The 13,240-nt window shown below is 48.1% G+C and carries 11 protein-coding genes; all 11 read right to left on the minus strand.

What is annotated here, in order from left to right; translation table 11 throughout:
- Positions 1–63: 63 nt before the first annotated feature.
- Positions 64–312 carry a hypothetical protein gene (locus BFC18_RS05485; protein ID WP_070124207.1) on the minus strand — a complete coding sequence of 83 codons (249 nt, stop codon included), beginning with the start codon at positions 310–312 and terminating at the stop codon, positions 64–66.
- A complete protein-coding gene (locus BFC18_RS05490) occupies positions 312–530 on the minus strand; it encodes a hypothetical protein (protein WP_070124209.1) in 219 nt (72 codons plus the stop codon). Before BFC18_RS05490 ends, BFC18_RS05485 begins: the two co-directional genes overlap by 1 nt.
- Positions 530–3,325 carry a DUF349 domain-containing protein gene (locus tag BFC18_RS05495; RefSeq protein ID WP_070124211.1) on the minus strand — a complete coding sequence of 932 codons (2,796 nt, stop codon included), beginning with the start codon at positions 3,323–3,325 and terminating at the stop codon, positions 530–532. Before BFC18_RS05495 ends, BFC18_RS05490 begins: the two co-directional genes overlap by 1 nt.
- Positions 3,315–3,605, minus strand: a complete 291-nt coding sequence (locus BFC18_RS05500; RefSeq protein ID WP_070124213.1) for a YeaC family protein — start codon at positions 3,603–3,605, stop codon at positions 3,315–3,317. Before BFC18_RS05500 ends, BFC18_RS05495 begins: the two co-directional genes overlap by 11 nt.
- Positions 3,602–3,931 (minus strand): zinc ribbon domain-containing protein, encoded by a 330-nt coding sequence (locus BFC18_RS05505; protein ID WP_070124215.1) that lies wholly within the window; start codon positions 3,929–3,931, stop codon positions 3,602–3,604. Before BFC18_RS05505 ends, BFC18_RS05500 begins: the two co-directional genes overlap by 4 nt.
- 119 nt (positions 3,932–4,050) lie before the next feature.
- The gene (locus BFC18_RS05510) at positions 4,051–5,715 is read right to left on the minus strand and encodes an alanine/glycine:cation symporter family protein (protein ID WP_070124217.1); all 1,665 of its coding nucleotides are present in this window, start codon (positions 5,713–5,715) and stop codon (positions 4,051–4,053) included.
- Between the two features lie 68 nt (positions 5,716–5,783).
- Positions 5,784–6,911 (minus strand): M14 family metallopeptidase, encoded by a 1,128-nt coding sequence (locus tag BFC18_RS05515; protein WP_070124219.1) that lies wholly within the window; start codon positions 6,909–6,911, stop codon positions 5,784–5,786.
- 218 nt (positions 6,912–7,129) lie between these two features.
- Entirely contained in the window at positions 7,130–8,575 is a 1,446-nt protein-coding gene (locus tag BFC18_RS05520) for a glyceraldehyde-3-phosphate dehydrogenase (RefSeq protein ID WP_070124221.1), read from the minus strand.
- 472 nt (positions 8,576–9,047) lie between these two features.
- Positions 9,048–9,449: a peptide-methionine (R)-S-oxide reductase MsrB gene (msrB, locus tag BFC18_RS05525; protein WP_070124223.1), complete on the minus strand. Its 402-nt coding sequence runs from the start codon at positions 9,447–9,449 to the stop codon at positions 9,048–9,050.
- A gap of 21 nt (positions 9,450–9,470) precedes the next feature.
- Positions 9,471–11,018 (minus strand): NADP-dependent phosphogluconate dehydrogenase, encoded by a 1,548-nt coding sequence (gene gndA, locus BFC18_RS05530; protein ID WP_070124225.1) that lies wholly within the window; start codon positions 11,016–11,018, stop codon positions 9,471–9,473.
- Between the two features lie 138 nt (positions 11,019–11,156).
- Complete coding sequence (glgX, locus tag BFC18_RS05535; RefSeq protein WP_070124227.1) at positions 11,157–13,232, minus strand: glycogen debranching protein GlgX; 2,076 nt, start codon at positions 13,230–13,232, stop codon at positions 11,157–11,159.
- Positions 13,233–13,240 lie beyond the last annotated feature (8 nt).

Genomic DNA, 13,240 nt, shown 5'->3' on the forward strand with positions numbered 1-13,240 from the left:
TAGCCTCATAAATCGAAGCTGTGTATACGAAAAAAGCGACAATCACTGTCGCTTTTTATTTTTTTACAATCCATCTTCCGCACTGACTAATTCGTAGATACGCACGAACTCATCATCCAGCGAGTTGTTCGGCATGCTTTGCCCTGCTCTGTTGTACCAGTAACGGGCGTTAGGCATATCACCTTCCTGACGGTGCAGAAACCCATGTATGAGGCAGGAAAACGCATCATCAAAGTTTTCTACCATATCATGAGATTTCTGCCAGTTACCCTGGCCGGCTTCATTCAGTGCCTGTAAATGAAAATCCGCCATTAATGACACTCCTCGCCACCCATTTCCCGGGCAATATCGTCGAGTTTTGCTGCAGTGTCATCAAAACTGCCATCGGCGTAGCGATATTTGATGAGCACATGCTGCGCACTTCGACCACGTTTTACCACCAACTCTTTCGCATCGAAGTGTTTTACTGTGTTTAGAAACCGGTAAGCATTGGGCTCGGTCTCAAAAGCAAACTCTACTTGCACTAGCATTAACGCACTCCCTTCAGTACCACTGCATTTTCCTGCACCGTACTTAGGATAATCGCCATTCGTTGCAACTCATCAGCTTGCGGTACGCCACAGGCTAACCAATTAGCAACAGAATCAGAGAAAGAATCTTCGTCACCCCTTTCCAAACGGGCAGCCATTAATGACAACTGAACGTCACGACGCTCTTGCATCAATGCTGCAGTGGCGGGGATGTCTAGCTGAATTTCAAGAACATGGGCATACCAACTACGGCTATTTGCGGGTTTTGTCGTGTTACCGGAAATCGCCAACCGCCATGTTTTAGGCAGCGCGTCCCAACTGTCGGCATCCTGTGGTTTAACAGACCCATCAGACCAGATCGCTAATACTTCAACCAGCGCAATTATTGCGCCCCGTCGATCATCCAGCGCATTTTCTTGCAACTGGCTGTCCACACTACGGCGGAGCTTTTCAATACGTTGCTGGATCACAGCCTGCTTGCGGCTGTCCAATGTTTTCATGGTGTCAATGAGCGGCACAAGTGCGGCATCAACGGCCTCAGGCTGTTGGTGCACCGAGCGGCTTATGGTTTTAATCTGCTCGAGTAAACGCTCAACTTCATCACTTTGTTGCTTCTGCTGCGCTTGTCGAACCGATTTTACCTCGTTAAAGAGCTTGTCGTTTACCTCTTTAAACGCTTGCCATAAACGTGTTTCATAACGCTTGCCGGCATGCCCTATTGTCTTCCAATGCTGTTGCAATTCCTGTGCTCTGGCTGCACTTTGTTGCAAATCATCACTCTCAGCAAGGGCTTTGGCTTCGTCTATCACCGCCTGCTTTTTACTGCGGTTATCAGCAAACCAAGCGGTTACACGTTCGTTAATCGGTGCAAGTGCCGTATCCCAACGCTTTTTAAGGCGGTTATATTTGTCTTTTTCTACCGTACCGGCATCACGCCAGCGCTGTTTCAGTTTTTCAAGCTGTCTGGACAAAGCGGCAATGTCATCTTCCTGTGAAGACAGCGCGCTAAGCGACTGAATTAATGCTTCACGGACTTCAGCAGCTTCAGCCCGTTGACGCTCTTGTTCTGCATAGAATTCACGACACGGCGCAAAGGCGGCTTCAAGTGCGTTATCGAAAGCCTGGTCCTGCTCATCTTTTGGCTGTCCAACAGAAAGCGATTGCCACTGTTGGCGTAGCTGCCTGATATTTTCTGCACGGGCTGGAATATCGTCAGTCGGACTGGCTGCTAACTGCTGTGCCTGTTCCAACATGGCGGGTTTACGTGGCGCGGCCAGATAACTTTGCCAGCCTTCAAGACGGGAAATTTGTTCACTAACCTGACTAAAGCGTCGGCTAAGTTGTTCCTGCCCGCGTTCGTCTAACGATTGGTAAGCGGTTTCCAGCTCACTAAAACGACTCATGGCAGCACGATAACGCCCAGAATCGACAAGATTTGTGATTAGCGATAATAATCGACGACACTGCTTTAAGCCTTGCTCGGCCTGTGCGCGGGCTGCTGTTTCGTGTTGCTTTTGGCTACGCGATACCGCCCCCCACCGCTTACGCCAGCTATCGCTGACCGGATACACTAAATTGTCTGATTCAGCCCACTGCTTTTTCAACCCCTGCCATTCATCAGCAGGTAATGGCCCAGAGGTTTCAGTGCTAAGTGCTTCTGCGCGTTTAAGCACATCCAGCAAACGTGTGGCAATTTGCTGCTGGGCAGAAAACATGTCCAGCTGGGTAATGAGATCAGAGATAGTTTGTTGCAGTTGACGATGTTCCCGCGTATCAGGATTACTCGCAAAATGAGTTAAGGTGTTTTCAAGGTCGCGCACCTGGCCATTCACCGACTCAACATCCTGTAGCGTAGCTTCACACAGGCGTTCGGTATACAACCATTTCACCTTTGCTTTCGCATCGTCTACCTGCTGTAAGAATGCCTGACGGGACGCCTCGGCTTCACGGGCAGCGGATTCTGCTTTCCACACAGCTTCCAATTTATGATGATGGCGACTGACTTTATCTTCTAGCCGTTCCCGCTTTTCGATTAATGTAGAACGTACGTCCTCATTAAGCACATCAAGGTGTTCATCCTGCGCAGCCAATTCTTGTCGACAAGCAGAAAGACGTGCATCAACATCATTGAAGTCGTGTCGGTCGGTCAGGGCTTGCAGCTTGGATAATGTCAGCGTGTAAGCCTGTTCGAGCTGTTTCGGCTTTTCTGCCGCTTCAGTAAGCAAAGAAAGCTTGTCATTAATGCGCTGACTTAACGCTGCATCATTGGTTTTCTTCAGCAACCTGTTTAAAAATGGGATATCTGCTGCATCAGTAATGATTTGCTGTTGCACACCTGCAGAGGCATGACGACTGTAAAATTGTAGCGTGAAATCACTACGCCCAATTTTTGCCAATAATGACAACACGAGATCGTCACCGAGTGGCGCATTCTGCTGGGATTCCAGCACTTTTTTTACAAGTTCAACCGGTGCCTGCTTGATCAGGTACTCGGCTTTTTCCTCGGCTGAAATTTCGGTACTGGTAGGGTTGCCAACGACATCCTCCACCCGACTAACAGCACGACGCCGTAGTTTGGCGTCATTCGCCGTCTGCGACATTTTTAGCCAAAGCGGAAAAGAATCCAGTTTCTCTAATGCCGCCAGGCTGACATCACAGTCATCATCGTTAAACGCAAGCTCGTGCAAGGTGGCGCGTTCTGTCGCTTTTTCCGGTGATAATTTGGCGATGGCCTGTATACGTTTCTCTGGATTGGGACTGCTGTGCGCGGGTGGAAATAGTCGACTAAATATCATCCTGACTGAACCGGGCTATGGTGTTTTCATCTTGTTCCGCCTGAAGTGCTTCACGGAACTCTCTTTTACTTTTGTGCACAATTTCACCGGCTTCATTCACCGTCATGTGCTCAGAGGATTTTTCAATTTTTGATTGATAAAGCAATACGGCCTGCATACAACTTTCGCGTTGTTCTTCTGACAACACTGTGCCATCAGGCCATTTCCCGGTTTCGACAGCCTGACGGAGGCGCGTGTACACCTCTGGTGTCATGGCTGAGAGTAATGCATCTATATTCATGAATTAAATCGTTTCACAATAACTAATCTGACACGGTTGATAACATACCACACAAAGCCTAACACTGTGGCAGTAATCGCAAGGTTGTGCTGCATATCACCAGGCTGAGTACCGCCCCAATACATAAAGCCGAAACCAGCCACAAACAGCAATACAGCCAGTAGTGACTGATTTTGAATGCTCTGCTGTTTTTTGTAACGCTGAAGACTCTGTTTTCTCAGAATATCTTCAGCAGAGGCATCGCCTACCTGAAATCCGCAATGCGGGCACACGTCGGATTTATCCGAAATCTTCTTATTACACGCTGGACAATCTGTTAATGCCATTATTGCTCCTGTACGTTTATTTTGCTGCTTACATCTTCGTCATGTTGTTCAGTCGTCGATGACAAACGCATTGTGCAAAAAAGGGCACCAACGTGCCCTTTTTCGTTATCTGGCTGACTTTACTTATCGTCGCGGACCCGCGTCCAATATTCATCAACCGTCTGCTTCATTTCCTTGCTTAGCATTACTATACCAAACAGGTTAGGCAGTGTCATAACAACAATCGCTACAGCCGATAATGCCCATACCAGTGTGGTATCTGAAAACGATGCCCACACAAAGCCTGCCACGTAAATGACTCGGTATGGCATCACAGAGCGTGGCCCAAGCAGATAAGTCATGGCACGGTCGCCGTAGTACGACCAGGCTATTGCCGTAGAGAAGGCAAACAACATCAAGCCAATAGACACAATGTACTGACCAAAGCTGCCGAAATAGCCACGGGTAAAGGCTATAGTGGTGAGTGCCGCCGAGTGCACCAGTGATTTACCAGACACTTCAAGGTTGGCTTTTACTGGCTTGCCGTCTTTAATTTGAAGTGTTCCTGTGTAGGCGTCTTCATCACCTAATGAGTAATTCACATCTTCGGCAATTGAACGGGCGTTAATCAGCGTAAAGCCTTCACTTACCGCGGTACCGTTAACCACCGAAATAGGACCGGTGTAGTTCTCAACACCACTGTCCTCAATGTCATTGAGGTACTTGTACAGCGCTTCTTTGTCAGCTGGATTGTCGTCTGCATAAACACCTTGAACAAAGTACATGTCTGAACGATCGAAGACATTCTGGTGTTTTTCTTTCCACACACCAGACGACAAAATAACCAGACCGGTGACAGTACAAATCAGAATGGTATCGATGAAAGGCTCCAGCAGTGACACCATACCTTCCGATGCCGGCTCGCTGGTACGTGCCGCGGCGTGCGCAATTGGCGCCGAGCCCTGACCCGCCTCGTTAGAAAACAGTCCTCGGTTAACACCACGGTTAAATGCATAGGCTAATGATGCACCAAGGAAACCACCCGCCGCTGCTGAACCGCTAAATGCATCACCAATAACCGCAGCGAAAGATGGCCCAATGTTCTCCGCATTCGCGAAAATAACCGCAAGGGCACCAATCAGATAAATAACCGCCATAATAGGAACAATTTTCGAGGTAAAAGCAGCAATACGCTGAATACCACCTAAAATAACCAAGGCCAGTAATATACCCAGTACACTACCCACTACCAGTGGGTCAAAACCGAATGTCGCTTCAATACTCTGCGCAATACCATTACTTTGCGGCAGGTTACCGGTACCGAAAGAACTGACTACGGTGGCGATAGCGAACGCCACTGCCAGCCATTTCATGTTAAGACGACGGTCCATGTAATACATAGGACCACCCGCCATGGTGCCGTCTTCCGTTTTAACACGGTATTTGTGCGACAGGGTGACTTCCACAAATTTTGTGGTCATACCCAAAAATGCGGTTGCCCACATCCAGAACAGTGCTGCAGGACCACCTAAGAATATGGCAAATGCCACACCGGAAATGTTACCTGTGCCCACAGTACCAGACAGTGCAGTCGTTAATGCACGGAAGTGTGTGGTATCCCCTTCCTCGCCGTCCTTGTCATACTTGCCGGTTACTACCAGCCATGCATGTTTAAAGAAACGGATTTGTGGAAATTTAAGATAAACCGTGAAAAATAGACCAACCCCAAGCAGTACGAAGGGGAACCATGGAGCGCCCCCAAGCATGCCATCAAGTGACGTTAAGAAATTATACAAGCCTTCCAAGACGAGTTCCCCTCAATACTTTTGTTGTTATCAATACTATTGTTGTTATGTATGTTGCGTGATTATTATTATCGCAGTTGTGACACTACCGCACGTACGGCAACGAGTAAATCTTCACCGAGTTGACGACAGCGTTGCACGGACCAGCCATAAACTGGGTCCGGTAAATTTTTATTATCTTTAAAAGGCATTTCGAGCGTGTAAGCCAGACAGTCGAATTTCTCGCCTACCGCATTTGACGCAACAGTGAGGTTTGCTTGGCCAGGTTCGTCTTTGGCATAACCAAACTCGTCCTGGAATTCAGGCGTGGCCAACAGCAATGCAGATTTGAATGTGTTTTCAAGGTGCGCCAGTCGCTCTGAGTAACATGGAATACCCTCACTACCAGCAACAAAGTTGTAAGGCAGTGCCTCATCGCCGTGGATATCCAGATACATGTCCACACCGGTTTCAGCCATGGTATTCAATACGTACAATACCTCCGGGCTCTTTTCCGCTGACGGCGTGGCCCACTCGCGGTTCAAGTTTGTTCCTACCGCATTGGTACGCAGATGACCTCTTGCAGAACCATCCGGATTCATATTCGGCACCACATAGAAAACGGCTTCATCGAGCAATTGTCTGGCAAGCCCGTCTTGTTCATCAAGCAAGCGATAAATAAGGGCTTCAGCACACCACTCTGCCATGGTTTCTCCTGGATGTTGGCGGGCCGTGATCCAGATTTTCTTTTTCGTGGGCTCTTCTTCACCAATAACCAACAGGTTCATATCACGACCGTCGAGGGTTTCGCCCAGGAAACGGTGCTCACAGCGCAGCGACATTTGTGCATCGCCAACGAGATCGAGGTGGCGTTCGTAGCTGTAGGGAATGAAATAAGCGAAATAAATGGAAGACTGTTCGGGAGTGAAACTGAAGGTAAGGTTATCGCCGTCGAATTCACTGTTTACCCGGAACCAGGTCTGACGGTCATAGGATGCCAGTACATCATAATCTTTCCAACCACCGGGATATGCAGACTTCGCTAATTCAGAGATAGTGATATTGTGTGTTTCAAATACGTCACCAAACAAACGGAAGTGAAACCACTGGTAGAAATCGGATTGATTGTCTTTGTTGATACCCAGAACGATGTTGTCTGGAGAGTCGGCTTTGATTACGCGAATGTTGCCGCTGTCGAATTGACTGGAGATATGCATGGTACTGTCGTGCCCTTATATTTTTGCCGCTTAATTTAGCATAGACAGCCTTGTAAATACCATGTTTAACATCCCTGCAACGACTATTCTGTCTGAGTTTTGTGCAGTTCGTTCATTGGTCAGACCATGGAATAAGAGTACCTCGCCATTTGTACACCAGGCATAAAAAAACCGGTGCAACCAAATGGCAGCACCGGTAATAACGCCTGCGTTACAACTTATGCAGGTAACGTTGGGAAAGTGATCCCCGCCATGTCACGTACTACGCGTAGAACCTGACAGCTGTAGCCAAATTCGTTGTCGTACCATACGTACAGGGTTAAACGATTTTCAGCCACGATGGTCGCTTGCGAATCCACCACACTGGCAGCCCGTGAACCGACTAAATCGGTAGAGACGATTTCTTTACTTGCGGTGTAATCAATTTGATGTTGCAAGGTAGAAAACAGCGCGGTGTCGCGAAGAAATTCGTTAACGGCTAACTTATCGGTAGACGTTTTTAAATTCAGATTCAAAATCGCCATCGACACATTAGGGGTAGGTACACGAATCGCATTGCCTGTGAGTTTGCCAGCCAACTTGGGATAGGCTTTCGCCACGGCTTTTGCAGCACCGGTTTCGGTGATAACCATGTTAAGTGGTGCAGCTCGGCCTCGACGGTCAGCTTTATGGTAGTTATCAATCAAGTTTTGATCGTTAGTGAAACTGTGTACCGTTTCCACATGACCTGACTCAATACCGTATTCTTCGTCCAGTGCTTTCAGTACTGGCGTAATCGCATTGGTCGTACAACTCGCAGCAGATAGAATGGTATCTGAAGCCAACACATCTTCGTGGTTCACGCCATGCACGATGTTCTTGATATCGCCTTTACCCGGCGCCGTCAGTAGTGCTTTGGCTGCACCTTTCGACTTCAGGTGCAAACCTAAACCGTCGCGGTCACGCCACATACCCGTGTTATCAACAACAATGGCATTGTTGATACCGTATTTGGTGTAATCCACTTCATCCGGGCTGTTAGCGTAAATAATTTGAATAAATGAGCCGTTTGCTTTGATTGCCTGGCGTTCGTGGTCAATAGTAATGCTGCCATTGAATGGGCCATGCACAGAGTCACGACGCAGTAAGCTGGCGCGCTTTTCAAGGTCACCCTCTTTACCACCACGGACAACAATGGCGCGCAAACGCAATTTGTTCGCTTTACCCTGTCTTTCGATAAGCAAACGGGCAAGTAAACGACCGATACGTCCAAAGCCATACAGCACCACATCTTGTGGCACTTGCTCGTCGTCTTTATTAACCACGTCACCCAACTTTTCAGCCAGATAGGCGTCGAGATCTTTTTGATCCACCGCGCTGCCGTAATTGAAATCGAATGCAAGCTTACCAATGTCAATTTGAGATGGCGCCAGAGACATAGTGGTAAGGGCTTCTAGGATTGGAAAGCTCTCACGTAAACGCAGCTTGATGCCTTCATGAAGACGAACCTTACGGTGAGCCTTAATGATATCAATCACGCTCGCGCCCAGTAATGAACGACCGTAGACTGATACTTCCACTGAATGGTTTCTGTAGAGTTTACCTACCAGTGGCAACATCATTTCAGCGTATTCCTGACGCTCCTGCCAGCTGCTTTGCAATTCCTGTTCAAACTGTTGATTCATGCCTTTGCCTTCGCCAATATAATTTAACCAGAGTGCTCATGCAGGCTGTGTAAGGTGTAGGGTACACAAGGTGTTAAATTCGTTCTCTGCATGAACGACAGCTATTCTATGGAAAGGTATGCCGATAACCAAACTGTTGAAAAATTTCAGAAATATAGATTTTTTTGTCCTTTAGTCGATTTCTTTAGTAAGTTTCCAACAATAAATGGAATTCTTCCCAACAGGCAGCAAGAATCTTCATCCAGCAAATTAGGTAGCAGTTTTAAAACGGTAGGATTACGGACAGGAAAACAACGTGAAAAGCGTTGATTGATCAACTTATAAAGAAAATGGCTGTTCTAGCAGTTACAAAATTTCTGAAAACAACTTTCATGGTAATTTTCTGTATTTTGTAGATTTATGGACATCCCATAAACAAAAACACCGCTTATGACATAAGCGGTGTTTATTTTTTGACCACAAGTGAAGTGTGCTAGCCGCGTACCAACTCATCCTTTTCAGTTTTAAACGAAAGAGACAACGAGTTCACGCAGTAACGCTGGCCGGTTTCGGTAGGGCCATCGGGAAATACATGGCCCAAATGGGCTTTGCACGACTTACAAACAATTTCGGTGCGGCGCATACCGTGACTATTGTCTTGATGATACTCAACGTTCTCATCATCAGATTGTCGGTCGAAGGATGGCCAACCACAATGTGAGTCGAATTTTGCATCTGCAGTAAATAGCACTGCGCCACAACACTTGCACAAGTACTCACCGGGGCGTTTCTCATTCAGCAATACACCGGTAAACGGGCGCTCTGTTCCCGCCTGACGGGTAACATGGTACTCGTCGTCGGTCAGCGTTTTTTTCCAGTCTGTATTGTCTGTCATGATGCACTCCGGTTAGGTAATCTATTTTTTGATAGCAACCTGAGGCCTTGCTGGATCACTCCAGTCAAGGTGGAACTTCTTACCAGCCGGCTTATCAACACGTTGATAAGTGTGCGCGCCGAAATAGTCGCGTTGGCCTTGCAACAGATTCGCAGGAAGCACTGCGGTGCGGTAAGAATCGTAATAACTCAATGCTGACATCATTGCCGGGCATGGAATACCTGCCAAGGCAGCCTGCGCCAGTGATTCACGCCAATCAGATTGATATTCGGTGATCTGCTCGGCAAAGAATGGGTCAAGCAGCAAGTTAGCCAGTTCTTCGTTGTTTTCGTATGCTTTGGCAATCGACTGCAAGAATACTGCGCGAATGATACAACCCGCACGCCAGATTTTTGCAATACCACCAAAATCCAGTTCCCAACCATGTTCTTTCGAGGCAACGGCCATTAACTGGAAGCCTTGAGCGTATGCACAGATTTTTGAACAGTACAGCGCATATTCCAGCTTATCGATGGCTGCAAATTTCTCTTCATCAGACAACGGCTTCACATCAGGGCCTCGCAATACCTTACTGGCAGCGACACGCTCATCTTTAAGACTTGAAAGGCTGCGGGCAAATACCGCTGAGGTAATCGTTTGCGCTGGGCTACCTACTTGTAGCGCACTGACTGCAGTCCATAGGCCGGTGCCTTTTTGACCCGCTTTGTCGAGGATAACATCCACCAGCGGTACACCCGTTTCAGGGTCGAGCTGTTCAAGCACTTCCGCGCTAATCTCAATCAGGTAGCTGTTAAGTTTTCCTTTATTCCAGCGACGGAACACTTCAGCAATTTCTGCTGCAGACATATGCAAAGCGGTACGCATAACCTGATACGTTTCACAAATGAGCTGCATATCGGCGTATTCGATACCATTGTGCACCATTTTCACATAGTGACCAGCACCCACTGGGCCAATATACGTGGCACACGGCTCGCCTTCTGTTACCGGTTCACCCGGCGTGAAAGATTCGATAGGCAGACCACTTTGTGCATCAACCTTCGCTGAAATCGCTTTTAAGATGGGTTCTAATCGTGTCCAGGCATAAGGATTGCCTGATGGCATAAGTGAAGGTCCGAAACGGGCACCGACTTCACCGCCTGACACAGCGGTGGAGAAAAAGATGAATTTACTTTTGTACTTCTCTTCCCGCTCTACGGAATCAGTCCAAAGACTGTTACCCGTATCGACGACAATGTCATCGGCCTGTATGCCCGCATCAATCAGGTGCGAACAAACGTGGTCTACTGGCTCACCAGCAGGCACAGACAGAATTACCATGTGAGGTGACTTTAACTTACTGAGTAATTCTGTGTACGAGCTACACCCTTCAACTCGGGCTGGCGAATCGCCACGCTCTTCTTCGTCTTTGGCAATGATGGCGTCGACTTTGGTTTGATCCAGGTCGAAGCACGCTACGCGAAAACCATGATCAACAAGGTTAAGCGTTAGGTTGGCGCCCATTACGCCTAAACCAATAAAACCAATATCACACTTAGGATCAGTGTGTTTTCCATCTTCTTTTTGCATTGGGTGTCACCTCAGGTTACAGATGGCTGCGGATCATACCACCCGTTATACGCACGAACACTATAAGAAGCGCTTTTTTCGTTGATTTATTGTGTAAACAAGACTGTTTGCCTATTCCCTAAACACCAGTAAACCTGATCACGGCACAATTTGTGTCATTCTGAACACCGCCACACTTCGGGCCGCTTGCAGAAACACCCGCTGAATACAAATATCAGGCTGTTCCGCTAAAGAAACATAGCGCGTGTCTACGGCTAATTCCCAGGCCATTTTGGGAGAAAGGGTTGGCAAATTGAAGCGTTTGTCTTGTGTACTGGCGTTGAAACACAGGAACCAGTGTTCGCCGCTGTCATCGGTTTGCGTAGTACCGCGAATTTCCACACCAAAAGCCTGACTGTTTGGCGACTGCCAGTCTTCAGACTCTTTATCCTGGCCATCGGGTTTGTACCAGCGAATTGCCGACACATTAGTAGTACGCTGGTATTCATCATCATCTAGCAACAGGTTTGACAGTAAGGTGCTTTCCCGTCGCAGACCGGTGACGTACTGACAAAAATGTAAAAAGTCAGACTGACGTTTGTTGAGTGCCCAATCGTACCAGTTTAAGGCGTTATCCTGGCAATAGGCATTGTTGTTACCGTTTTGCGTTTTACTCAGCTCATCGCCGCCCAAAATATGCGGGACACCCTGAGACAACATCAGTGAAACGAACAAATTGCGCTTTTGTCGCTCACGCAGTTGCAAAATGGCCTCGTCACTGGTTTGCCCTTCTACACCATAGTTGGCCGACAGGTTGTGCCCGTGCCCATCACGGTTATTTTCGCCATTCGCTTCGTTGTGCCGCTCAACGTAACTCACCATATCATGCAGCGTGAAACCATCGTGGTACGTAACGTTATTCACCGAGGTGTAAATGGGGCGGAATCCTTTGTGGAAAATATCTCTGGAGCCCATTAAGCGGGTGGCAAATTCCCCGGTTAACGCATGATCGCCACGCCAGAAAGCGCGCACGGTATCGCGATATCGGTCGTTAACTTCCAGCCACGGAGCTGCAAACGCGCCCAACTGATAGCCGTTAGGACCAATATCCCAAGGCTCGGCCACCAGCACGATATCTTTTAAGATAGGGTCTTGCGCCATGGCTTTTAACAGGCCGGATTGTGCCGAGAAGTTTTGTGGATCACGTCCCAGGCAGACCGCTAAATCGAAACGGAAACCATCGATACCAATAACGTCTACCCAATAGCGCATGGCATCCATGATCATGGTCATCATGATGGGCGTTGACGTGTTAACCGTGTTTCCGCAACCAGAATGGTTACTGTATACAATCGCGCCGGCTTTGGTTTGCTCGTAAAGATACGCCTGATGGGGAAACAGACCTTTGAACGACAACACAGGGCCGCCGTCTCCGCCTTCCGCAGTGTGGTTGTAAACCACGTCGACGATCACCTCAAGACCTGCCTTATGGTAGGCATCGACCATGGCTTTGAGTTCTCTTACCGCATCCGCTTTTCCGTAACGCGGTTCAGGGGCAAAATAATTAACCGGGTTGTAACCCCAATAGTTAGTCATTCCCTTTTCGGTGATGTAAGGCTCAGGCATAAACGTAGACAAGGGCATAAACTGCACCGTAGTCACACCTAAGTCCACAAGATGTTGTATGACATCAGGGTGCGCTGCGCCGGGATATTTTCCTTTATCTTCATCAGGCACATTGGGATGTAATTTTGTCATCCCTTTCACATGCGCTTCATAGATAATGCGCTCATGAGGCTGATAACCCGGCCTTGGTGGCCGTTCAACATTATCGTGACTGACCACAACACATTTGGGCACCATAAACTGGGAGTCATGCTCGTAATGTCTGGCATTCCAGTGAATGGGACGACTCAGCTTTTGTGCATAAGGATCGATGAGCAGCTTCTCTGCGGTCACATGATGCAACGCATCTTCTCCCCGCTCTACCCGGTATGCATAATGTTGATGTTCACCTACCCCTTCAACCTCACAATGCCAAACCTGTCCGGTTTTTGCAGCCATGGGGATTTCCGCCACAAGCTCTTCGGTGTCGCTTTGAAAAAGACACAGCACCACCGCTCGCGCATCTGGGCTGACAACGGCAAAATTGCAGCCGCTGCCGGTAAGTGTTGCCCCTAAGGGTGAAGGTGAACCTGTTGTAACCGTGTTACTGCCGAAAGATTCCTGTTGCACCTTGCCAG

It is taken from the genome of Alteromonas confluentis, from assembly GCF_001757105.1.
Lineage (GTDB): Bacteria > Pseudomonadota > Gammaproteobacteria > Enterobacterales > Alteromonadaceae > Alteromonas > Alteromonas confluentis.